This is a genomic window from Cryobacterium sp. CAN_C2 (assembly GCF_015751745.1).
In the GTDB taxonomy this organism is placed as follows: Bacteria; Actinomycetota; Actinomycetes; order Actinomycetales; family Microbacteriaceae; genus Cryobacterium.
The window spans coordinates 43,960-66,793 of record NZ_JADOUX010000001.1 but is presented as its reverse complement, the minus strand read 5'-3'; the positions used below and the strand labels follow the sequence as shown (position 1 = coordinate 66,793).

19 protein-coding genes and 1 pseudogene are annotated in these 22,834 nt (G+C 64.5%); 12 read left to right on the top strand and 8 right to left on the bottom strand.

What is annotated here, in order from left to right:
• Positions 1–6 precede the first annotated feature (6 nt).
• A complete protein-coding gene (gene ilvD / locus IWX77_RS00350) occupies positions 7–1,701 on the bottom strand; it encodes a dihydroxy-acid dehydratase (RefSeq protein WP_196842533.1) in 1,695 nt (564 codons plus the stop codon).
• 42 nt (positions 1,702–1,743) lie between these two features.
• The gene (locus IWX77_RS00345; RefSeq protein WP_327012035.1) at positions 1,744–3,954 is read right to left on the bottom strand and encodes a bifunctional alpha,alpha-trehalose-phosphate synthase (UDP-forming)/trehalose-phosphatase; all 2,211 of its coding nucleotides are present in this window, start codon (positions 3,952–3,954) and stop codon (positions 1,744–1,746) included.
• Between the two features lie 243 nt (positions 3,955–4,197).
• Here IWX77_RS00345 and IWX77_RS00340 point away from each other — a divergent pair, with 243 nt between their 5' ends.
• The 8 genes from IWX77_RS00340 (at position 4,198) to IWX77_RS00305 (ending at position 10,738) form a co-directional block, all read left to right on the top strand.
• Positions 4,198–4,386 carry a hypothetical protein gene (locus IWX77_RS00340; protein ID WP_196842532.1) on the top strand — a complete coding sequence of 63 codons (189 nt, stop codon included), beginning with the start codon at positions 4,198–4,200 and terminating at the stop codon, positions 4,384–4,386.
• Between the two features lie 120 nt (positions 4,387–4,506).
• Positions 4,507–4,980, top strand: coding sequence for a hypothetical protein (locus IWX77_RS00335; protein ID WP_196842531.1), 474 nt, complete (start codon positions 4,507–4,509; stop codon positions 4,978–4,980).
• A 69-nt stretch (positions 4,981–5,049) separates the two neighbouring features.
• Positions 5,050–6,852 carry a glycoside hydrolase family 15 protein gene (locus tag IWX77_RS00330; RefSeq protein ID WP_196842530.1) on the top strand — a complete coding sequence of 601 codons (1,803 nt, stop codon included), beginning with the start codon at positions 5,050–5,052 and terminating at the stop codon, positions 6,850–6,852.
• A 144-nt stretch (positions 6,853–6,996) separates the two neighbouring features.
• Positions 6,997–7,605, top strand: coding sequence for a biotin transporter BioY (locus IWX77_RS00325; RefSeq protein ID WP_327012034.1), 609 nt, complete (start codon positions 6,997–6,999; stop codon positions 7,603–7,605).
• Between the two features lie 64 nt (positions 7,606–7,669).
• The gene (locus IWX77_RS00320; RefSeq protein WP_297412781.1) at positions 7,670–8,350 is read left to right on the top strand and encodes an energy-coupling factor ABC transporter ATP-binding protein; all 681 of its coding nucleotides are present in this window, start codon (positions 7,670–7,672) and stop codon (positions 8,348–8,350) included.
• A 10-nt stretch (positions 8,351–8,360) separates the two neighbouring features.
• Complete coding sequence (locus IWX77_RS00315) at positions 8,361–8,954, top strand: energy-coupling factor transporter transmembrane component T family protein (protein ID WP_196842529.1); 594 nt, start codon at positions 8,361–8,363, stop codon at positions 8,952–8,954.
• Between the two features lie 145 nt (positions 8,955–9,099).
• Complete coding sequence (locus IWX77_RS00310; protein ID WP_297412782.1) at positions 9,100–10,101, top strand: FKBP-type peptidyl-prolyl cis-trans isomerase; 1,002 nt, start codon at positions 9,100–9,102, stop codon at positions 10,099–10,101.
• A gap of 184 nt (positions 10,102–10,285) precedes the next feature.
• The gene (locus tag IWX77_RS00305; protein WP_196842528.1) at positions 10,286–10,738 is read left to right on the top strand and encodes a DUF1801 domain-containing protein; all 453 of its coding nucleotides are present in this window, start codon (positions 10,286–10,288) and stop codon (positions 10,736–10,738) included.
• Positions 10,739–10,803: 65 nt separating this feature from the next.
• Here IWX77_RS00305 and IWX77_RS00300 read toward each other — a convergent pair whose 3' ends face one another.
• The 4 genes from IWX77_RS00300 to IWX77_RS00285 form a co-directional block, all read right to left on the bottom strand.
• Complete coding sequence (locus tag IWX77_RS00300) at positions 10,804–11,703, bottom strand: glycine betaine ABC transporter substrate-binding protein (RefSeq protein ID WP_196842527.1); 900 nt, start codon at positions 11,701–11,703, stop codon at positions 10,804–10,806.
• Between the two features lie 116 nt (positions 11,704–11,819).
• Complete coding sequence (locus tag IWX77_RS00295; RefSeq protein WP_196842526.1) at positions 11,820–12,755, bottom strand: ABC transporter permease; 936 nt, start codon at positions 12,753–12,755, stop codon at positions 11,820–11,822.
• A complete protein-coding gene (locus IWX77_RS00290) occupies positions 12,752–14,068 on the bottom strand; it encodes a quaternary amine ABC transporter ATP-binding protein (protein WP_196842525.1) in 1,317 nt (438 codons plus the stop codon). The genes IWX77_RS00295 and IWX77_RS00290 overlap by 4 nt, the downstream gene beginning before the upstream one ends.
• A gap of 417 nt (positions 14,069–14,485) precedes the next feature.
• On the bottom strand, positions 14,486–15,892 hold the full coding sequence (locus IWX77_RS00285; protein WP_196842524.1) for a cation:dicarboxylate symporter family transporter: 1,407 nt from the start codon (positions 15,890–15,892) through the stop codon (positions 14,486–14,488).
• 149 nt (positions 15,893–16,041) lie between these two features.
• Between IWX77_RS00285 and IWX77_RS00280 the strand changes: the two genes are divergently transcribed.
• Both IWX77_RS00280 and IWX77_RS00275 read left to right on the top strand, forming a co-directional pair.
• A complete protein-coding gene (locus IWX77_RS00280) occupies positions 16,042–17,868 on the top strand; it encodes a sensor histidine kinase (RefSeq protein WP_196842523.1) in 1,827 nt (608 codons plus the stop codon).
• Positions 17,869–17,875: 7 nt separating this feature from the next.
• A complete protein-coding gene (locus tag IWX77_RS00275) occupies positions 17,876–18,577 on the top strand; it encodes a response regulator (RefSeq protein ID WP_196842745.1) in 702 nt (233 codons plus the stop codon).
• Here the strand turns inward: IWX77_RS00275 and IWX77_RS00270 are convergent.
• Positions 18,574–19,332, bottom strand: a complete 759-nt coding sequence (locus IWX77_RS00270; protein WP_297413949.1) for an enoyl-CoA hydratase — start codon at positions 19,330–19,332, stop codon at positions 18,574–18,576. The genes IWX77_RS00275 and IWX77_RS00270 overlap by 4 nt on opposite strands.
• 77 nt (positions 19,333–19,409) lie before the next feature.
• Entirely contained in the window at positions 19,410–20,603 is a 1,194-nt protein-coding gene (locus IWX77_RS00265) for an enoyl-CoA hydratase/isomerase family protein (protein ID WP_196842521.1), read from the bottom strand.
• Positions 20,604–20,917: 314 nt separating this feature from the next.
• On the opposite strand from IWX77_RS00265, the pseudogene IWX77_RS00260 reads away from it, so the two are divergent.
• Positions 20,918–21,173: pseudogene (locus tag IWX77_RS00260) on the top strand (transposase); the annotation flags it as partial.
• A gap of 219 nt (positions 21,174–21,392) precedes the next feature.
• Positions 21,393–22,829 carry a short-chain fatty acid transporter gene (locus IWX77_RS00255; protein ID WP_196842520.1) on the top strand — a complete coding sequence of 479 codons (1,437 nt, stop codon included), beginning with the start codon at positions 21,393–21,395 and terminating at the stop codon, positions 22,827–22,829.
• Positions 22,830–22,834: the final 5 nt, after the last annotated feature.

Sequence of the window (22,834 nt, the reverse complement as noted above, 5' to 3'; positions counted from 1 at the left end):
CACGGGCTAGCCGGTGATCGCGCCTTCAGCGGCGGAATGCACGAGCTTGGCGTACTTTGCGAGTACGCCACGGGTATAGCGCGGGGGAAGAGGCGCCCAGCCATCTCGGCGAGCGGCCAGCTCTGCTGGTGCGACCAGTAGGTCAAGCGAGCGAGCTGCGATATCGACCCGTATCAGATCCCCATCGCGCACGAAGGCGATTGGACCTGCGTCCACCGCTTCGGGTGCTATATGGCCGATACACAGTCCGGTTGTGCCGCCTGAGAATCGACCATCCGTTAACAGTAGTACATCGGAGCCGAGGCCTGCGCCCTTGATGGCGGCCGTGATGGAGAGCATCTCGCGCATGCCCGGCCCACCCTTGGGGCCTTCATAGCGGATGATGACCACATCACCCTTGTAGATTTTACCCTCGGTGAGCGCGTCCATCGCGGCGCGTTCCCGTTCGAACACTCGGGCCGGTCCTTCGAACACGGCGGCGTCGAATCCGGCGGTCTTCACCACGGCGCCCTCGGGGGCAAACGTGCCCTTGAGAATGGTGATACCACCGCTCGTGTGAATGGGGTTGTCGAGGGTGCGCAGTACTTCACCGTCGGGGGCAGGCGGATCGATTTCGGCCAGGTTCTCGGCGAGGGTCTTGCCGGTCACGGTGAGCACGTCGCCGTGGATCAGGCCGGCCTCGAGCAGCGCGCGCATGACGACGGGCACTCCACCCTGGCGGTCGACGTCGTTCATGACGTACTTGCCGAAGGGCTTGAGGTCGCCGATGTGCGGAACCTTGTCGCCGATGCGGTTGAAATCGTCGAGGGTGAGCTCGACCTCTGCCTCACTCGCGATGGCGAGCAGGTGCAGCACGACGTTGGTCGAACCGCCGAAGGCCATGGCCACGGCGATGGCGTTCTCGAACGCCTTGCGGGTGAGAATGTCGCGGGCGGTAATGCCGAGCCGCAGCATGTTGACGACGGCTTCACCGGAGCGGTGTGCGAAATAGTCGCGGCGACGGTCAGCGGATGCCGGGCTCGCCGAACCGGGCAGGCTCATTCCCAGGGCTTCCGCGACGCTCGCCATGGTGTTCGCGGTGTACATGCCACCGCAGGCACCCTCACCCGGAGCGAACGCGCACTCGATGCGCTTGGCATCCGCCGCACTCATGCGGCCGGCCTTCACAGCGCCGACGGCTTCAAAGGAGTCGATGATGGTGATGTCTTTTTCGGTGCCGTCACTGAGTTTGACCCAGCCCGGCGCGATTGATCCGGCGTACAAGAACACGCTCGCGAGGTCGAGGCGGGCAGCGGCCATGAGCATGCCGGGCAGCGACTTGTCACAGCCGGCCAGCAACACCGAGCCGTCGAGGCGCTCGGCCTGCATGACGACCTCGACCGAGTCGGCGATGACCTCACGGGAGACGAGCGAAAAATGCATGCCTTCATGGCCCATCGAGATGCCGTCAGAAACGGAGATAGTGCCGAACTGCAGCGGGTATCCACCGCCGGAATGCACGCCCTCTTTGGCTGCCTGGGCCAGGCGGTCGAGCGACAGGTTGCACGGTGTGATCTCGTTCCACGAGCTCGCAATTCCGATCTGGGGCTTGTCCCAGTCGGCGTCGCCCATCCCAACGGCACGGAGCATTCCACGAGATGTGGTGGCTTCGATCCCATCGGTGACATCGCGGCTACGGGGTTTCACATCGATCTCAGACATGCCCTTTAGTCTAGAACCTCGGCGGGCAACTCAGCTCCAGGATCAGAGCGACTGGCCCGCTCGCAGTGCGGCAATGCGCACCAGGACCTGGGTGACCTCGTGCGGGCTGCGCACCCGGTAACCGGCGAGGGTGGCGCCCTGGCCGATTTTGAGTCCGACGTCGTCGTCACGCAAGGCCGCGAAGGCATCCTCGTCGGTCACGTCGTCGCCGGCGTAGAACACGCGATCGGCGCCGGTGTAATCGCGCAGCGTGGCGAGGGCGTCGCCCTTGGTGCTCGAGCGCACCGAGAACTCGAGCACGTTCTTGCCTTCTCGAACGGTCAGCCCGGGCAGCTGATCATCGAGTTGCTCGCGCGCCTGGCGTCGTGCGGTCTGGCCGTCTTTCTCGGTCGCGAGGCGAGTGTGCAGGGCCAGACCGGCGGGCTTGCGCTCAATCGTGGCGCCGGCAATCGTTCCGGAGATGCTCTCGAGCACGCGGGCGAGGGTATCGAGTTGCTCGAGCTCGGTGGAGAGCAGGTTCAGCTCAATCTCGGGGGTGTCCAGCTGCACCTCGATGCCGTGCGAGCCGGAGAGCAGCACCGAACTCTGCGGCTGCGCGACGTGTTGCAGGCTCACCAGGGCGCGGCCGGAGACGAAGGCGACGCGCACGCCCGGCAGGTCGAGCAGGACCTGCACGGCTTCCCGGGTGCCGGCGATGGCACGGGCATCTTCTGGATGGTCGACGTGCGGGGCCAGGGTGCCGTCGAAGTCGAGGGCGATGAGCAGGTTCTCGGCGCCGGCAATGCTCTGCAGGGCCAGGTCGAGGTCGTCGGGGATTCCGGCGGGCACGGCGGCGCCGCCGGTGAGGGCGCGCAAAAACGAGGCCGACCAGGCGGCGACATCGTTTTCGGCCACCTTGCGGCGCAAGGACCGCATACGCCGGGTGCGCTCCCGCTTGGGCATCTCCACCGCACGCACGATGGCGTCCTTGGTGCCGTCGATGTCGTGCGGGTTGATCAGAATCGCCTGCTTGAGTTCGTCGGCGGCGCCGGCGAACTCGCTCAACACCAGCACACCGTCGACGTCGAAGCGCACGGCCACGTATTCCTTGGCAACGAGGTTCATGCCGTCGCGCAGGGCCGTGACCAGCATGACGTCGGCGGCGAGATACATCGCGACCATTTCTTCGCGCGGATAACTGTGGTGGTGATAGCTGATGGCGGTGTGACTGATCGTGGAGAAGTCGCCGTTGAGCCGGCCGACAGCGAGTTCGATCTCGTCGCGCAGGGCCATATAGGTACCCACGCGTTCGCGGGACGGGCTGGCAACCTGCACCAGGGTGACGTCTTCGATGCTCAGGCGACCTTCGGCGAGCAGTTCGCCGAAGGCCTTGATGCGATGGCCGATGCCCTTGGTGTAATCAAGCCGGTCGACGCCGAGCATGAGGGTTTTGGGGCTGCCGAGGTCTTCGCGAATCTGGCGTGCGCGGGCCTGAATGTCGGGACGCCGGGCGAGTCCTTCGAAGGCGGCGGCGTCGATCGAGATGGGAAAATGTTTGGCGATGACGCGACGCGTGTCGGCGTTCTCGCCGGTCGGCACGTCGATGACGACGCCGCGGGTCGTGTAGCCGCAGAGACGACGCACCGCCTGGGAGAAGTTGCCGGCATCCGCCAGCCGTTGAAAGCCGATGACGTCGGCACCGAGCAGCCCGTGCAGAATCTGTTTGCGCCAGGGCAACTGCGCGAAGATTCCATAGGGCGGAAATGGAATGTGATTGAAGAAGCCGATGACGAGGTCGGGGCGGGCCCCGCGCAGCATGCGCGGAACCAGCTGCAGCTGGTAATCGTGCACCCAGACCGTGGCACCCGGGGCAGCGACCGCGGCGGCGGCCGCCGCGAATCGACGGTTGACGGCGACGTAGGCGTCCCAGGTCTCGCGATGAAAGCTCGGCGGCGCAATAACGTCGTGGTAGAGCGGCCACAGTGTGTCGTTGGAGAAGCCCTCGTAGTAGTCCTCGATGTCGGCTTCATTCAGCCGTACCGGAACGAGCGAGATCCCGTCATTCTGAAAGGGCTCGAAATCACGATCGGCGACACCCGGCCAGCCGACCCAGGCACCGTGCGAAGAACGCATCAGGGGTTCCAGCGCGGTGACCAGCCCGCCGGGCGAGGTGCGCCAGGCGGCGGTACCGTCTTCGGCTTCTTCATAGTCGACCGGCAGTCGGTTCGAGACGACCACCAGCGTAAACGTGCCGGCCGGGGCATCGGCGGGCACGACGGGGGCCGTCTTGGACCGTGTGGATTCGGCTAAAGAGGTAATGGATCATCCGTTCCGGGCACACCCGAGGTGCACACCTGCGTTGCCCTCTTAGGGTACCAGTCGGGCCCACACCCGTTCGGGGTCCGTTTCGCGCCCCACTGGCGCACGTGTTCGTTCACGGGTTTCTCCCAGCAAATGCCGGTTGAGAGCATCGCCGTGCTCGCGCCTGTGCCGGGTAACCTGATGCCGGAGGTTCACATGCGAAAGTTCGTGTTCAGCAGTGCAATGATCGGCGTTATCGCCGGAGGATGGAACACCGTGCAGGCCACGCGGCACGGTCCGCGCGACTGGCGCCTCGTGATGCTGTGGCTCGGCTGGGCGCTGAGCGCCGCCGTCGCCATCGGCACGGTCATTGAAGACGCCAATAAACGTCAAGTCGAGAGCTGAATTCGGCTCCCAATCGGTGTGTCCGGCGGCGTGTCCCCCGGCGACTCGGCGACTTATCACCGAGACTGAACAGGGCGGCCGATTGTGGTCGTCCGCTTCGCATCTGAAAAGGGGCTAGTCATGTTTGGTCGTCGACGTCGACGTTTGGCCGCGAGTGCGGCGTTGACCGTCGCCCCAGCTCCGGTGCTGAGCGACGAGCAGATTTTTGAGCTTCTGCACGACAAGCTCAGAGCTCTGGTCGGCGAGCACGGCGCCTGGACTCTGGTGGCCCGCAGCACGCACGACACCGAGGTCATCTTTCACGGGTTGAAGGCGCGCGAGATCGCGACCGAACTGACCTCGGCGCTCACGACCGAGCAAGCCGCCCTGCGCGGCGAGACCAGCGGTGAGCCCACCGCACTGTCCTGGACGCCCGCGCCGATCACGACCTGGAACGAACCGGCCGCGACCGAGGCCCCATTTGCTGACGCCACGCTACTGGAGACCACGCGGGTCGAGACTGCGGACACGAGCGATGACGATCTGGCCGCGGCATCCGCTGCCTGGATCGAGAAAGCGTCGGCGACGCTCGCATCTGCTCGTCTCGTCGCCTGATCGCATTCGCTGAGTCGGCTGCCGCCGATAGAGAGCAAATTCTCACCCTGCTGCTGACAGGATGGCCGGATGGCACTCCCTATCGAGGACTACGCACTGATCAGCGACTGCCACTCGGCTGCGCTCGTGGGGCGAAACGGCAGCATTGACTGGCTGTGCCTGCCGCGATACGACTCCGCCTCAATGTTCGGCGCCCTGCTCGGCGATGAAAACCACGGCCGTTGGCTGCTCGCCCCGGCGGATGCTTCAGCCACCGCCACCCGCAGTTATCGGGGCGACACCTTTGTGCTGTCGACCATCTGGTCAACGCCCACCGGTCAGGTTGAGGTTCTCGACTTCATGCCGCACGGCGACGGCAGAGCCGACCTGATGCGGCGCGTGCGCGGCATCAGCGGCACCGTGCATATGATCCAGGACCTGCGCTTTCGCTTCGGTTATGCCACGACAATGCCGTGGGTGCGCCAGCTGACGGGCGAGCCCGTTCGCGGCCTCGTTGCGATCGCCGGTCCCGACGCCATAGTGGTGCGCGGCCCGGCGCTGCGCGCCGCCGACCACCGCCACGTGTCGCACTTCGATGTGGCAGCCGGCGACGCGGTCGATGCGCAGATGACGTGGTACCCCTCGCACCGCGCAATTCCGCCAGCCGTCGACATTGATGCCGCGTATGCCACGACCTGCACCTGGTGGCAGAATTGGGCGTCGAGTTGCAGCCATGAAGGAGCCCTGCGCGCCGAGGTTGTGCGTTCCCTGCTCGTGCTGCGAGCGCTGACCCATGAGCGCACCGGCGGCATCGTGGCCGCGGCGACAACCTCACTGCCCGAGCAGTTCGGCGGATCCCGCAATTGGGACTACCGCTACGTCTGGCTGCGCGACGCTTCGCTCACCCTCGAGGTGCTGCTCAGCCACGGCTACGAGCTGGAGGCCGAGGATTGGCGCGCCTGGCTGCTGCGCGCGATTGCCGGCGACCCCAACGACGTGCAAATCATGTACGGACTCTCCGGCGAACGCTACCTGCCCGAACGCGAGCTCACCAGCTTGCCCGGCTACAACGGCGCCTCACCGGTGCGTGTGGGCAACGGCGCTGTTGACCAGTTTCAGTCCGACGTCATCGGTGAGGTCATGGTGGCCCTGCACGCCGCCCGCACCGCCGGCGTGCAGGAGAACGAGTTCTCCTGGCCGCTGCAGCGTGCCCTCATGAGCTTTCTCGAAAAGAATTGGCGCCGGCAAGACCGGGGCATCTGGGAGGTTCGCGGGCAGGCCCGCGAATTCACCCACTCGCGCGTGATGGTTTGGGCGGCCTTCGACCGCGCCGTGCGCGGCATCGAGGAGTGCGGGCTCGACGGTCCGCTCAAGCGCTGGAAGACCCTGCGCGACGAGGTGCGCTCCGACATCGAGACTCGCGGGTTCGACGCGGAGCGAAACAGCTACGTGCAGTATTACGGCAGCACCGAAGTGGATGCCTCCCTCCTCGTACTCCCGCAGGTCGGCTTCTGCGCGCCCACCGATCCACGCATGCTCGGCACCGTGGCCGCGATCGAGTCCGATCTCATGCGGAATGGGCTGTTGCTGCGTTACCGCACGATCAGCGCGGTGGACGGACTGCCGCCGGGTGAGCATCCGTTTCTAGCCTGTTCTTTCTGGCTGGTCGAGCAGTACGCGGCCTCGGGTCGCACGCGCGACGCCGATGCGCTCATGAATCGTCTGGTCGGTTTCGTGAACGATGTCGGGCTGCTCTCGGAGGAGTACGACGTGGCCAACGGGCATCAGGCGGGCAACTTTCCCCAGGCGCTCTCGCACCTGGCGCTGGTGCGAGCAGCGGATGCCATCGTGACGCACATGGTCTCAACAAGCTCGACCAATGAAAAAACGTAGGTCGAACCCGTCGAGACCACCGCACCGTTCGTCGAGCCCGTCGAGACCACCGCCAACCAAAAAACGCGATCCTCTACAATTCACCCCGATTCGTTGTAGGTATTCTTCAGCGGCGGGTGAGTCTCGAATTCTAGATTTGGAATCATGACCGACACCGTTCGTGCCAGCGCCCCGACGCGGCGTATTCTGCCCGCCCGCGATCTTGCCCAGATCGCCATTTTCGCCGCCCTCATCGCGGCACTCGGCCTGCCCGGACCGCTCAACATCGGGCCGGTGCCCATCACGCTGCAAAGCCTCGGCGTCATGTTCGCCGGAGCCATTCTCGGCCCGCGCAAAGGAACCCTCGCCGTGCTGTTGTTTCTCGTTCTGACGGCGGTGGGTCTGCCCCTGCTCGCCGGAGCGCGCGGCGGCATTGGTGTGTTCACCGTCAGCCCGGCTGCCGGATACCTCTACGGCTGGCTGCTCGGCGCCTTCGTCACCGGGTACCTCACGGCCCGCCTGCTGCCGAAATACCCGTTCTGGCCGGCTCTCGGTGCCACGATTCTCGGCGGCATTGGTGCGGTCTACCTGATCGGCATCCCGGTCATGGCCCTCAACCTCGGCCTACCACTCTGGACCGCGATCGGCCTCAACGTCGCGTTCCTACCCGGAGACCTGATCAAGGTCATCGTGACCGTGCTCGTTGCTCGCCAGGTGCACAAGGCCTACCCCGGCCTGATCAAGCTGCCCAAGCGCCGCGCGATCGACAACTAGCGGTGCGAAAACTGGCTGCGCGAAATCTGGCTGCGCGAAATCTGGCTGCGCGAGATCACGCCGCGTGAGCATCATCCGCTTCGAGGAGGTCGGGCATTCTTTCGGTGACCGTACGGTGCTGCGCGAGGTGAACCTCAGCCTCACCGAGCACCGCATCGGCATCGTCGGCGCGAACGGATCGGGCAAGTCCACCCTCGTGCGCATGATCAATGGTCTCGTCACGCCGACCAGCGGCACCGTGACGGTGGATGCACTCAACGTGGCCCGCCATGCCCGTGACGTGCGCCGCAAGGTGGGTTTCATTTTCACCAATCCCGACAACCAGATCGTGATGCCCACCGTGCAGGAAGACGTGGCGTTCACTCTGCGCCGTCGCGGCCTCTCCCCTGCCGAAATCTCCACGCGCACCGCGGCCGCTCTCGAACAGTTCGGGCTGAGCGGGCACGCTGAGCATCCGGCGCACCGCCTCTCCGGCGGGCAGAAACAGTTGCTCGCGCTCGCCGCCGTGCTCGTGGCGCAGCCGGCCACGATCGTCGCCGATGAACCGACCACCCTGCTCGACGCCCGCAATGCCCGCCGTATTGGTGAACTGCTGCAGACGCTCCCCCAGCAGGTCATTGTTGTCACCCACCACCTGCACCTGGTTGAAGAATTCGACCGGGTAATCGTGATCGAAGAGGGCGAGGTCGTCGCCGACGGCGCGCCCGCGCAGTCTCTGGCGACCTACCGCGCTCTGCTGCAGTGAGCAGCGTCGCATGATCGGCCTCTACAGCCCCGGCACCTCGTTCATTCACCGCGCCCCCACGCTGCTCAAGTTATTCCTGCTCTCGCTCTGCGTCGTCATGATTGGCACCTCGCCCGACCTGCGCATCGTCGGCGCTGCCGCATCCGGCGTCGTGCTGTTGTTTCTCATCGCGCGGGTTCCGGTGCGGGCGGCCGCAGCCCAGATCGCACCCATCTTGCTGATTCTGCTGGTCGCCGTGCCCATTCAGGGGTTGCTCTCCGGCTGGACGGTAGCCGCCCTGATGGCGGGCCGCCTACTCGTGGCGGTGGCCCTCGCCGCCCTGTTCACGATGACGACCACGGTCACCGCAGTGCTCGAAGCGTTCCAGACCCTGCTGCGCCCGTTCCGCAGATTCATCGACGCCGACCGGGTGGGGCTGCTCGTCGCCCTCACCATCCGGTGCATACCGCTCGTCGCCGACATCGTGCGCGAGGTGCTCGAGGCCCGCACAGCGCGTGGCACGCAGGGCTCCCTCGTATCGATCGCCGTTCCGGTCGTGGTGCGATCACTCTACGCAGCAGATGCCCTGGGCGAGGCCCTGATCGCGCGCGGGCTCGACGACTGAAACGGAGCGGCGACTCGCCCCGCGCCATCCGCTCATTCAGCCGGTTCATAGGCGATGCGTGGCAGAGTAGGCACTTGGCCGTTCGCGCCAGCAGACATCCCCAGATCATCGTCTGCACCCCAGGTACATTCTCGAAAGAGGCTCCGTGTCGAAAATTCCCGCGTTCCTGACCATTGTGGGCTTGACGCTCGCACTCACGGCCTGCGGCGGCAGCGGCACGCCAACCGCAACGGATGCCGCTCCCGCTGCCGATACTGCCTATGCCAAATGCACCTCACCGGGAAAAGTGTCGGATTCCGTCGGTGTGACCGGCGACTTCGGCGGCGTGCCGACCGTCGACTTTGCCAAGCCGCTGAAGCCAACGGCCACCCAGCGCACAGTGGCCATCAAGGGTTCCGGCACGACCAAAGCGAGCGGCGGATCGCTGGTTGCCGCCTCGTTGTCGGTGTACAACGGGACCACCGGAGCTGTCGTGCAGGAAACGAAATACCCGACCGATGGGTCGAGCCAGACCATCACCGTCGGCGAAACGTTCCTGCCGGGACTGGTGCGCGCAGCTAATTGCTCCGTTGAAGGCGATCGCATCGTCGCCGTCAGCACAACGGAGGATGCCTTCGGTACGAAGGGCGCATCCAAGATCGGCATCGCGGCGGGTGACTCGGTGGTGTTTGTCATCGACGTCATCTCTGTCACCAACCTCGCCGACCGCGCCAACGGCGTGGATCAGCCCCCTGTCGACGGCCTCCCAACCGTTAAACTCGCGGACAACGGCGCCCCGACCATCACCGTCCCCGACGCCGCGGCACCAACTGAACTGAAAATAGCCCCCCTGAAGCTGGGTGATGGTGCCGTTGTCGCCGACGGCGACACGGTATCGGTCGAGTACACCGGGGTCATCTGGGGTAGCGGCAAAACGTTTGACTCGTCGTGGAAAACCGTAGGACCGGTCACCTTCGTCACCAGCCAGGTTGTTCCCGGCTTCGGCGCGGCGCTCGTTGGTCAAACCGTCGGATCCCAGGTGCTTGCTGTTCTGCCGCCGGCCGAAGGTTACGGCGAAGCTGGCAATGACTCCGCAGGCATCAAAGGCACGGACACTCTCGTGTTCGTCGTCGACATTGTGGGCACGGCAGCGACACCCGCCGCCTGACCCACTCACTGCGGGCGCCGTTCGTCGACCCTCGGGCCGACGGACGGCGCCTTTTTGTGCCTGGTTCATGTGCGGCCGCGATACGCGGTTTCTGAGTGTGTGCCCAGCCGCGAATGAAAATACCGTGAGAGTGTAGATGTCAGGCACAATCTGCCCGGCACCGCGTCGGGCATGAACGTTCTACTTGAAAGAGGCTATTCACCTGACATCCACACTCGCCCCCACGTCTACCCCGACCGCATTCCACGTTGCCGCTCCGACTGCTGCCGTTGTCTCGACGACCGTGAAGCCGGCGAACATTGACGAATACGTCGCTGCTCCAGCCGAGCCCCTCGCGAGCGTCGTCGGCCTGCTTCGCGACAAGTTCGACCTGGGCCTGCCGGAGACGTCGACGGAACTGTGGCACGGGCATCCGGTCTGGCTCGACGACGAGCTGCCGGTAGCCGGATTCAAGGCGTACCCGACCTTTGTCACCGTGTTGTTCTGGCGCGGCCAGGCCATCACCGATGATTCAGGCAAGCTCAATGCGAGCGGGTCGGCCGAGATGAGCGAGTTCAAGCTGCGCAGCGTTGAAGACTTCGACGACACGCTGTTCGACGGCTGGCTGCAGCAGGTGCGTGAGCTCCAAGCCGCCTGATTCAACAGCGCTAACACGAACGGCCCGCGTCCGAGGACGCGGGCCGTTCGTCATGCGAGGCGCAATCAGCTGGTGAGGCCGTCGACATAGTCTTGGTTGTCTTCGATCCACTTCGCGACGATCGGTGCGAAGTCCTGACCGTCATAGTCGATAAACATGGCCTGCTCGAGCGAGTACAGCGTGTCGAGGTCCATTTCAAAATCGCCGATCCACTCGGCGGCCTGGGGGAAGTCCGCCTTGAAGTCCGTCTTGGCGTAGGAGTGAATGCTCTCCCTGCCGCCGAGGGCGCCCTTTGGGTCTTCCAGGTTCTTGAGCGGGAACTTGTTGTACGCCCAGTGCGGCTCCCAGAGAGTCACGACGATGTTCTCGCCCTTGTCGATCGCCGTCTGCAGCTCAACGAGCATCGCGGCGGTCGACGACGTCAGGTATTCCATGTCCTCGAGGCCATATTCCGGAATGGCATTATTGGTCGTCGCGAGGGTCAAACCGGCGCCGGGCTCAATGCCCACGATGCGGTTGCCGAAGAGATCGGCGTTGGCCGCGAGTTCCTCGAGGGAGTCGATCGGCGCGTCCGCGTTGACCGCGATGGCGTTTTGGGACTCCTCATTCCAGGCACCGAGGTCGACGATCTTGTCGCCGTACTCCTCCAAGTAGGAGGCGTGGGTGACGGGCAGCCAGATGTCCATGCTCAGGTCATAGTCACCGGTCGACAGGCCGGAGTACACCGGCGCGACGTCAGCGTACTCAAGTTCAACGTTGTAGCCCTTCTCATCGAGAATGGCTTTCCACAGCTCGGAGGCCGCAACGCCTTCATCCCAGCCATTGAAGACAGCGAGTGACATGTCCTTGTTGTCGTCGTTGCCGTTACCGACGGTGTCGGTCTCGCCGGAGGCGGCGCAACCGGTGAGGGCCAGCACTCCGACCGTTCCGAGCGCGAAAATTGATGTGGAACGATTCTTTTTCATGTGTCTTTCTTTCGTGCCACCCGCTGTGGGTGACTGGGGTTGACGTGTGGTGCATACGGCCAGGGCCGTATCGGTGAAACGGATGCGGATGCACCCGTCAATCGGGCAATGCCCGGTCAGACCCGGGCGGGTTCGGTTGGTGCGGCGGCGGATGCGGCGGCGGGCACGGCATCTGTTTTTTTACGGCCGCGCAGCGCACGACGGATGTTGCCGAAGAAACCGATGGATTTCGTGTCCCCGAGTGACGCGGTGATGCGGTCGAGGAAGATGGCCAGAATCACCACGGACAGGCCGGCTTCGAAACCGAGCGCGATATCGATGCGGTTCAGGCTTGCGACGACCTGCGCACCGAGCCCGCCCGCTCCGACCATGCCGGAGATGACGACCATCGACAGCGACAGCATGATGACCTGGTTGACCCCGGCCATGATGGTGGGAGTGGCCAACGGCAGTTGGATCTGCCGGAGGATGCGCCACGGGGACGCCCCGAAGGCCTGCCCGGCTTCAACAACTTCTTTGTCCACGCTGCGAATGCCCAGTTCGGTCAGGCGCACGCCGGGCGCCATGGCGAAGATGATCGTCGCGACAATGCCCGGTACCACTCCGACACGAAACAGAATGAGCGCTGGAATGAGGTAGACGAAGGCGGGCATGGTCTGCATGAAGTCGAGCACCGGGCGAATGATGTTCGAGGCCAGTGTGGACTTGGCCGCGAGAACGCCGAGGGGCACACTGATCACGATCGCGAGCACACTCGCAACGAGCACGAGCGCGAGCGTATCCATGGCGTTCTGCCACTGGTCGACGCCGAGGATGACGGCCAGGCCGATCAGGGTTCCCAGCGCGAACTTCCAGCCGCGAATGCCGAATGCGAGAACGCCGAGCACGAGCATGATCGCCCAGAACGGCGGCTCGCCGAGCAGAAACTCGACGGACTCGTAGGCGCCGTCGAACACGGCGCGAATGAAGCCAAAGAGAAAGCCGAAGGTGTCGGTGATGTAGTCGACAAAGGACTCAACGATGGAGCCCAGGGGAAGGCGAAAGTCGGTCATGCGCGGGCTCCTTCGGTGTTGCGAAGGTTTTCTTCGGCGGTTTCGCCCAGAATGTCGGTGATCTGACTGATCGAGATGGTGGCCGGCGGCATCACGACGGGTAATTCTCCGGTGTTGGTATTGACGTTGCCGATGGCGGCGAGCAGGGTCACTCGCGGAATGACCCCGAGCAGGCGATTCTTTTCGTCAACGACGGCGATGGGCAATTCGCTCTCGACCGAGGGCTCGACCAGGTCGACCAGCGCGGTGTCGGACCGTACCGAGGTGGCATCGTCACGAATAATCGTGCGCAGGTCGGTTTCGCCCGACTTGACCAACTTGAGCACATCGCGATCGCGCACAATTCCGGCGAAACTGCGGTCGCGATTGAGTATAAAAGTGACGGATGTCTGCAGGTCGCGCATGGTACGCAGCGCGGCGCGGGGCCCCGCCGTCTTCGTGATAACCGAACGCGCCGGTTCCATGACACTTGCTGCGGTCAGTACGCGGGCCCTGTCGACGTCCTGCACGAACTGGGCGACGTAGTCGTTGGCCGGGTCGGTGAGAATGTCTTCGGGCGTGCCGATCTGCACGATGCGACCATCGCGCATGACCGCGATGCGGTCACCGAGAAACATGGCTTCGTTCAGGTCGTGGGTGATGAAGATAATGGTTTTGCCGAGCGCGGCCTGCAACTCAATGAGCTGTTCCTGCATCTCGCGTCGAATCAATGGGTCGAGGGCCGAAAAGGCTTCATCCATGAGAAGAACATCGGTGTCGGCGGCGAGGGCGCGCCCGAGGCCGACACGCTGCTGCATGCCGCCGGAGAGCTCGGAGGGCAGGTTGTCGGCCCAGCCGGCGAGGCCGACCAGGTCGATGATCGTCTGGGCCTTCGCGAGACGCGCTTCACGACCCATGCCCTGAATCTCGAGGCCGTATGCGACATTGTCGATAACCGTGCGGTGCGGTAGCAGGGCGAAGTGCTGGAACACCATGGAGATGCTCCTGCGACGCACACCGCGAAGTTCTGACGCCGAGATGTCAGTTATGTCGGTGCCGCCCACGGTCACCGTTCCCGAGGTGGTCTCCCACAGTCCGTTGAGCATACGGATGAGCGTTGACTTGCCCGAGCCCGACAGGCCCATGACGACGAAGATCTCGCCCTTCTTGACCTCGAAGGAGGCGTCGATGACGGCGGCGACCCCGAGGTGGGAGATTTCGGTGCGGCTTGTGCCCGCTTTGAGCTTTTTGACGATCTCGTGCGGGCGACGTCCGAACGCTTTGTATAAGTGGTCTGCCTTGACGGCAATGGAATCTGTGCTGCTATCGGACACGCGTTCTCCGGTGCACGCCGAACGTCGTCGATTTTACGGCTGACGCAGCGACATGCTGTCTTCTCGGACGGGTAAGCATCAACCGGCCCGATCGCGAAACACAGCGCGGGCTGGAGCGACCATGGGATCGCGTCCTTCGATGCCGGACCATACGATCGCGGCCGTTCCATCTCAAATGGTGGCTACGCGTGCGCGTCCTGGTGAAGGGTTGTAAGACCGTCAACAATCCTAACACATCAACTTTTAGGCACACCGAAATATTGCGTGGACCGTTGGTCAAGCGGGTCGAGACAACTGCACAGCGATGGTCTCGATGCTCGACCACCAAAACTCGTCCACCGCAACTCGACCAACACAAAAGGGTGCCGCCCGGGAGGACTACTCCGGACGGCACCCTCAGCGCGAGTCTAATGCTCGTTATATTGCGGCGGAGCGTTCCAACACGTCAACCTGCGCGGCCTTCTCGGCGGTGCGCTGAGTGTCGGCGGGGCTGACGTGACCGTGCGTGAGCATGGTGCGCTCGTCGAACGGTTCGAGCTTGTCGAGTACGCGGTCAACCTGCACCCGGTCGATCTCCTTGGTCCAGGAGCCGATCATGACGGTCGCCACGGCGTTGCCGGTGAAGTTGGTCAGCGCGCGCGCTTCGGACATGAAGCGATCGATTCCAACGATGAAGCCGACGCCGCCGACGAGCTGCGGGGCATGGGCCTGCAGGCCGGCGGCCAGGGTGGCGAGGCCGGCGCCGGAGACTCCGGCGGCGCCCTTGCTCGCGATGATCATAAAGACGAGCAGTCCGATCTGCTCACCGAGGGCGAGCGGCTGGCCGAGCGCGTTGGCGATGAACAGCGACGCCATGGTCAGGTAGATCGCGGTGCCGTCGAGGTTGAAGGAGTAGCCGGTGGGCACGGTGACACCCACGACCGGCTTGGAGACGCCGAGGTGTTCCATCTTCGCTATCAGTCGCGGCAGGGCCGCTTCGGAAGACGAGGTCGAGAAGATCAGCAGGTATTCGCGGCCGAGGTAGCGCATCAGCTTGAAAATGTTCACGCCGGTGACGAGCTTGAGCAACCCTCCGAGAATGACCACGATGAAGATGATGCAGGTGATGTAGAAAGCGGCCATGAGGGTGAACAGGCTGACCACGGCCTGGATGCCGGTGGCACCGACGACCGCGGCGATCGCACCGAAGGCACCGATCGGGGCGAGCCACATGACCATGATGAGAATGCGAAAGACCAGGGCCTGCACGTGGGCAATGCCCTCAAGAATCGGCTTTCCGGCCGGGCCCATCTTCTGCAGGGCGAAGCCGGCGATGAGCGCGACGAGCAGGGTCTGCAAAATATTGCCGCTGGTCAACGATGAGAACAGGGTGGCGGGCACGATCCCCAGCAGGAACGACTGGGTGTCGGCGGATTCGGTGGCCTTGAAGGTGGCATCCGTCAGGTTGATGCCCTCACCCGGGTGGATCATATTGCCCACGACGAGGCCGATACCGAGCGCAAAGGTCGACATGATCAGAAAGTAGCCGAGTGCCAGTCCGCCGATCTTGCCGACGGTGGCAGCTTTGGCGATCGAGCCGATGCCGAGAATGATCGTGCAGAAGATGATCGGCGCGATCATCATTTTGATCAGGGCGATGAACAGGTCACCGAGCGGCTTGAGCGAAACGGCAAAGCCCTCAGGACCGCCCCAGACCAGGCCGACGACGATACCCAGAATGACCGCGACAATGACGGCCATGTAGAGGTAGTGCGACGAGTCAATTCTCTTCTTGGGTTTGGAAGATTTGTTCAGTTTGCTTTGGGTTGATGGCGTCGATGCCATGTCAGACTCCTATGTCTAGGCTTAACCTGGCCCACCACGGGCTCCGGCGTGCTGCAATGCCTACCAGACTGACTGAGACAGCCCGTGGGGTCACGGTTGCGGTCATATTGTTCACGAGCCGCCAGACGAATACACGAGAGGGGCAGGCAGTGCGCAGGGAGTGGAGTATCGCGAGACGGCTCTTTCTCGCGCACGCGATGTTCATCGCCGTGCTCGCGACCTTCGTTGGAACAGCTTTTTTCGTCGATGCCCGCGATCGAGCCTACGAGGAGACCAGCGACCGCATGCTCGCTGTCGCCACCGCCATCGCCGACAGTCCGCTGGTGCTCAAGGCGAGCGAATCGGCTAACCCGAGCGCGTCGTTGCAGCCCTACGCCCTCGAGCTGACCAAGGATGCCGGCCTCGACTTCATCACGATCATGGCCCCGGACCGCACCCGCTGGACCCACCCCACCGCGACCGAAATCGGCAAGGACTACATCGGCGCGATCGAACCAGCACTCTCGGGCACTGCCTTCACGGAAATCAGCACGGGAACGCTCGGGCCATCCGTTCGTGCCGTGGTGCCGGTGTTGGATGCCGGCGGTACCGTGCGCGCGCTCGTCGCGGCGGGCACCACAACGAGCAACATCACGATCGCCCTGAACTCCCGGTTGCCCGCCATACTGGGGCTGGCACTTGCCCTACTGTTGTCGGGTTCGGTCGTGACCTGGCTGATTGGTCGGTATCTGCGCCGGGTGACTCTCGGCTGGGGCCCGGAGCATCTCGCACAGCTGTTCGTCTACTACGACTCGGTGCTGCACTCGGTGCGGGAAGGGCTCGTGCTCGTTGATCGGCACGGAAACCTCGTACTCTACAACGACCAAGCGGCGCGGCTGCTCGGAATTGCCGCTCCCCCGGGCGCGGGCAGCACCGAGCCACCGCCAACCCTCACCGACCTGAGCTTGCCGCCCAGCCTCGGCGCGTTGCTGCGCAGCGGCCGCACCGCCCACGACGAGATTCACCTGACCGACTCGCGCGTGCTCGTGGTCAGCCAGCAACCGGCCGTGGCCTCATCGACCTCGTCGAGTCGCTCCAAGGCCACCCCGATGGGATTCGTGGCGACCATTCGCGACCACACCGACCTACAGACCCTGGGAAGCGAACTGCAATCGATGCAGACCCTCTCCGACGCACTGCGGGCGCAGACCCACGAGCATTCCAACCGCTTGCACACGATCGTGTCGCTCATGGAGCTCGGCCGCACCGATCAGGCCCTCGAATTCGCCACGAAAGATCTCGAATTGAGCCAACAGCTCGCCGACGAGATGGTCGGTTCGGTCGACGAACCCGTGATCAGCGCCCTGATCATGGGCAAATCGGCGCAGGCCAATGAGCTCGGCATCACGCTCACCGTTACCGCGTCGGGCACGCTCGCGCAGTCGGGGCTGTCGATTCAAGACCTCGTGACCGTGCTCGGCAATCTCGTCGACAATGCCCTTGACGCGGCGGCCGCCGGCGCAGACCCGCGTTGGGTGTCGGTTGGGGTGTCGTCGACCGAGCATGCCGTGCAGATCGAGGTCGCAGACAGTGGTGCCGGAGTGGCACCCGATGTGATCGACGACGTGCTGCGGCTCGGCTTCAGTACCAAGAGCGCCGGCGCGACGGGAACGGACCTCACGAGCACGGCCGACGGGGGCGTGGGCGTCACGGACACAGACCTCACGAGCACGGATTTCACGAGCACGGCAGACGCGGGCATTGGCGCGGGCGTCACGGCGCCGGGCCCCGCAATCGGCGGCCGCGGACTCGGTCTGGCCCTGGTGCGGCAGGCGGTGACCCGCCTTGGCGGCACTCTCACGATCGGGCGACGCGAGGGCGCCGTCTTCACCGCGACGATTCCGGCCGCGACAATTTCGGCCGCGACGATTCCGGCCGTAACGATTCCGGGCGTCGCTCAGGTGGCCGAAACCATCGCAGCGAGCGATGATGCCTGAGTCTGTGTTGCCGCCCATTCGCGTGCTCGTCGTCGAAGATGAACCGCTGGCGGCCGAAGCGCACGCCGTCTACGTTGGTCGGCTGGCCGGTTTCGAACTCGTCGGCACGGCCGGCACCGGGCAGGACGCGTTTCGCCGGGTCGCGGCTGCAGCCTCGGCCGGCGTTCCCATCGACCTGGTGCTCATGGACATGAACCTGCCCGACAGCCATGGGCTCGACGTGAGCCGGCGCATCCGTGCGGCCGGCCTGGCCACCGACATCATCGCTATCACCGCGGTACGCGACCTCGAAAATGTGCGAGGGGCAATAGCGGCCGGGGTCGTGCAATATCTGATCAAGCCGTTCACCTATTCGACCTTCGCCGCCAAATTGACCAGCTACCGGCACTTTCGTCGGGAATTGAACGAGCAGGCATCCGTTGTGACACAGTCGGCGGTTGATCACGCGTTCGCGAGTTTGCGAGCTCCGGCTGACATTTCGCGACCGAAGGGCCTGGCCGATTCGACACTGAACGCGGTGGTTGCCTACCTGCAGGCCCAGGCCGCGCCAGTGTCGGCGAGTGAGCTGATGAAGCCGCTCGGATTGTCGCGTGTTACCGCGCGGCGCTACCTGGAGTACCTCGCCGACCTGGGTCTCGTGCTGCGCGCACCGCGCTACGGCACGCCGGGGCGCCCCGAGAACGAGTACAGCTGGACGAACGCACGCTAGCGGTTGGTGAACACCGGCGGCCGCTTGTCGATGAAGGCGGCCATACCCTCACTCTGGTCATCGGTGGCGAACACGGAGTGAAAGAGGCGACGTTCCAAATGGATGCCACCACTCAGCATCGACTCGTACGCCGCGTTAACGACCTCCTTGGCGAGCATGGCGATCGGCGCCGATTTGGCGGCGATGTCGGTCGCGGTCCTGAGGGCGTCGGCACGCAGGTCTGCGGCGGGCACGACGCGGGCGACGAGGCCGGCGCGTTCGGCTTCGACGGCTCCGATGGTGCGGCCGGTGAGGATCATCTCCATCGCCTTGGCCTTGCCGACGGCGCGCGTGAGGCGTTGGGATCCACCCATTCCGGGAATGACACCGAGCTTGATCTCGGGCTGCCCGAAGGTGGCCGTGTCGGAGGCGATAATGAAATCACAGATCAGGGCCAACTCGCAGCCGCCGCCGAGGGCGTGGCCGGAGACGGCGGCGATGACCGGGGTGCGCACGGCGGCGAGGCGGTCCCAGCCGGCGAACCAGTCGTCGAGGTACATGTCCATGTAGCTCATCGTGGACATCTCCTTGATGTCGGCGCCGGCCGCGAAGGCCCGCTCCGAGCCGGTGATGATGATCGCGCCGATCTCGGGGTCGAGGTCAAGCCGGGTGGCGGCACCGACCACATCGTGCATCGTGGCGAAGTTGAGGGCGTTCAGGGACTTGGGCCGGTTGAGCGTGATCACGCCGACCCGGCCGTGGCGTTCGAGCAGAATGTTCTCGTAGGTATCGGCGTTGGTCGGGGTTGCGTTGGTCGGGGTTGCGTTGGTCGGGGCGTCGGTCTGGGAGTCGCTCACGCTGTGGCCTCTCGTTCGGTGAATGTGTTCTTGATCGGTTTGTGGTCGTGTGTAGCCGGGCGCGGCAATTGCAGCTCGCGCTCTCCCAGCGGCGCGAAGTGCGCCTGCACGTCGGCGTCGGGCACGGCGTCAATGGTGTTGGGCTGCCAGACCGGAGCGCGGTCTTTGTCGATGACCTGGGCGCGAATGCCCTCGACCATGTCGGGGCCGGCCACCATGCGCAGCGACACCCGGTACTCCTGCTCGAGGACGTCTTCGAGGGTGCCGAGGTCGCGGGCGCGGCGCAGGGATTCGAGGGTGACCGAGACGGCGGTCGGCGACTTGGCCAGAATCGCGCTGGCGGCCTCGCGCGCGGCGGCAACGGGCGAGGTCTGCAACCGGTGCATGATGGCGGGCAGCTCGTTGCCGGCGTAGCACTGGTCGATCCAGGCGCGCTCGGCCATGAGTGGCGCCTGCGGCACGGTCGACGAGTCGTGCTGGGCGATGGCTGCGGCAGCGGGCATCCGTTGGAGAGAGTCGACCAGAGAATCGAGCCGAGTTGAATCGACGAAAATGTCGGCGAGGCCGAGCGCGATGGCATCGCCGCCGGTCATGGTCCCGGCGGTGAGGGCGAGGTGGGTGCCGAGCTCACCGGGGGTGCGCGAGTAGAGGTATGTTCCGCCGACGTCGGGCACGAAGCCGATGGTGGTCTCGGGCATGCCGAGTTTCGTGCGTTCGGTCACGATTCGGTGCGAGGCGTGGCCGCTGAGGCCGACTCCCCCGCCGAGCACGATGCGGTCCATCAGGGCCACGAACGGCTTGCGGTACCGCTTGATCTGGGCGTTCAGCGTGTACTCGTCGGCCCAGAAGCGCGCGTTCTCGTCGCTTTCGGTGCGGGCATCGCGGTAGATCGACACGATGTCGCCGCCGGCGCAGAGGGCACGGTCGCCGCTACCGGTGAGCAGCACGGTGTGCACAGCGGTGTCGTCGGCCCACTCCGTGAGGGCTGCAGCGATGGAGCAGATCATGGCGTGGGTCAGCGCGTTGAGCGCCTTCGGCCGGTTCAAAATGATGCGGGCCAGCGGTCCGTCACGCTGCAGCAGCACCTCAGGCTCCGTCACAGTGGATACGGCCCCGCCGGCACCCGCCACCGTACTGTCGCCAGCGGGGTGGGTGCCCGAGGGGCTATCGATCGCGTCAGTGCTGGGCATAGAAGACCTTTCCGCGGCGATGCGGTTGTGAATGCGAGTATCAAGCTACGTGGCGTGCCCCAGTCTATCGACGGGAATTTTGGCTCTTGTGGCCTAACCCTGCCTCTTTTGGAGCGCCCTAACGGCCGCACGCCGCTTTCCGTCCAGGTTTCTGACTGTCAAAGGAGCAGATACTTCAGGGCAGAAAACGGCAGGCCAACCATGTGGCGAACTCTGCTTGGTGTCGCGAAAACGGTCGTGGAAGTCGTTGGTCTTGACCGTGAATCGGGGGTTCAGGTCGCCCGGGTCAGGCCGGGGACGCCCCGTTGCCGATGCGCCGCTGCCGCATCGCCGCGTTCGTAAAACGCCACCGGCCGCATCGTCAAACACCGGCCTGCGATCCTCGCAGCCATCGAGCACGGACTCTTCACCGGCCGCATCGAAGCCATGAACACCAAGATCCGACTCATCACCCGCATCGCGTTTGGCTTCAAATGCACCGAGGCCCTCCTCGCCTTCATCGCCTTCATCGCCCTCATCGCCCTCGCCATACTCAGCCTCGTCGAGCATCGACCCGTGCTCCCCGGCCGACTTCAACCCACGGTTACGTCAGGAGAGCCGGAATTCCCAGCCGTTGCAACAACTTTCGTGACCCTGACTTCGATGCGACGATTTTCTGTACCGACTGAATCGTCTCCCAGCCGTCCCAGCGGCTGGTTTGACAGCCCCTCGTGCCGCCTCTACCGTTTAACCGGTTCCGGGCATGTGCCCGTAACCCTACTTACACGCTCAATGAAGAGGTCCTGGTCCATGAGCACCACCTTGCCGACAGAAGAAGTCGTTCCAGAAAAGGGACTGGCCAAAGTGGCCCAGACCATGGCGAAATGGACCGAGAAGTGGTTTCCGGATGCCTACATCTTCGCCCTCGGCGGAGTGATCATCGTGGCGCTGGCGGCCCTTTCTTCCGGCGCATCCCCGACCGCCATCGTGGTCGCCTTCGGCGACGGATTCTGGGATCTCACCGCCTTCACACTGCAAATGGCAATGGTCGTGATGACCGGCTATGTTGTCGCCACCTCCGCCCCCGTCGCCCGAATCATCGATTGGATGGCGGCGGTGCCGAAAACGGCAGCATCGGCCGTGGGCTTCGTTGCTTTCCTGGCGATGTCGGTGTCCTTTCTCAACTGGGGTCTCAGCCTTGTCTTCGCCGGTCTGCTGGCCAGGGCTATCGCCCGCCGCACTGATCTGCGGGCGGATTATCGCGCCCTGGGGGCCGCAGCATTCATGGGGCTCGGCGCGGTCTGGGCACTGGGGCTGTCCTCATCCGCTGCACAGCTGCAGGCCACGGAGGCGTCGATCCCGCCGGCTCTGTTGAAGATCACCGGAGTCCTGGATTTCGGCAAGACGATTTTCACCTGGCAGTCCCTGGTTATGCTCGTGCTCTTGATGATTCTTACAACGGTCATCGCGTTTTTCTCGGCGCCGCGGGGTGCGGCCATCAGAACAGCCGCCGACCTGGACATTGACCTCGACGATCAGCCGGAACCGGCCACGAGCCGCACCCGGCCGGGCGAGTGGCTGGAGTTCAGCTGGATCCTGCCGGCCCTGATCGGGCTCCTGACCCTCGGCTGGCTCATCGCGCAGTTCCTGTCCAAGCCATTCCTCAGCGTGATCAGCAGCCTCAACGGCTACCTGCTGGTCTTCCTCGTACTCGGTCTGGTGCTGCACAAGACACCGCGGAACTTTTTGCAGGCCGTCACCAAGGCCGTGCCGGCGACCGCCGGAATCCTCGTGCAGTTCCCCCTGTATGCTGCGATGGCCGCCGTTCTGACCCGGGCCGTCGGCAACGGCGGGCTGACTGTCTCCCAGCACCTGTCCGAGTTCTTCACGAGCATCAGCGATGGCGGAGGCTTCGCCGTGATCATCGCCATCTACACGGCCATTCTCGGAATTTTCGTGCCATCCGGTGGGGGCAAGTGGTTGGTGGAAGCTCCGTATGTCATGCAATCGGCGACGGATGTGGGGATGAACCTGGGTTGGACCGTGCAGATCTACAACGTGGCTGAAGCGCTGCCCAACCTGATCAACCCGTTCTTCATGCTTCCGCTGCTGGCAGTACTCAAGCTACGGGCCCGGGACCTGGTGGGGTTCACGTCGCTGCAGTTCCTGTTCCACTTGCCGGTGGTGCTGCTGTCGGTATGGCTGCTGGGCATGACGTTCACCTTCGTGGCTCCGGTCATGCCGTAGCGTCA

Excerpts from the sequence above, each read along its gene's own strand:
- ilvD (WP_196842533.1), bottom strand. The coding sequence starts at position 1,701 with ATGTCTGAGATCGATGTGAAACCCCGTAGCCGCGATGTCACCGATGGG.
- IWX77_RS00340 (WP_196842532.1), top strand. The coding sequence starts at position 4,198 with ATGCGAAAGTTCGTGTTCAGCAGTGCAATGATCGGCGTTATCGCCGGA.
- IWX77_RS00335 (WP_196842531.1), top strand. The coding sequence starts at position 4,507 with ATGTTTGGTCGTCGACGTCGACGTTTGGCCGCGAGTGCGGCGTTGACC.
- IWX77_RS00330 (WP_196842530.1), top strand. The coding sequence starts at position 5,050 with ATGGCACTCCCTATCGAGGACTACGCACTGATCAGCGACTGCCACTCG.
- IWX77_RS00325 (WP_327012034.1), top strand. The coding sequence starts at position 6,997 with ATGACCGACACCGTTCGTGCCAGCGCCCCGACGCGGCGTATTCTGCCC.
- IWX77_RS00315 (WP_196842529.1), top strand. The coding sequence starts at position 8,361 with ATGATCGGCCTCTACAGCCCCGGCACCTCGTTCATTCACCGCGCCCCC.
- IWX77_RS00300 (WP_196842527.1), bottom strand. The coding sequence starts at position 11,703 with ATGAAAAAGAATCGTTCCACATCAATTTTCGCGCTCGGAACGGTCGGA.
- IWX77_RS00295 (WP_196842526.1), bottom strand. The coding sequence starts at position 12,755 with ATGACCGACTTTCGCCTTCCCCTGGGCTCCATCGTTGAGTCCTTTGTC.
- IWX77_RS00285 (WP_196842524.1), bottom strand. The coding sequence starts at position 15,892 with ATGGCATCGACGCCATCAACCCAAAGCAAACTGAACAAATCTTCCAAA.
- IWX77_RS00265 (WP_196842521.1), bottom strand. The coding sequence starts at position 20,603 with ATGCCCAGCACTGACGCGATCGATAGCCCCTCGGGCACCCACCCCGCT.
- IWX77_RS00255 (WP_196842520.1), top strand. The coding sequence starts at position 21,393 with ATGAGCACCACCTTGCCGACAGAAGAAGTCGTTCCAGAAAAGGGACTG.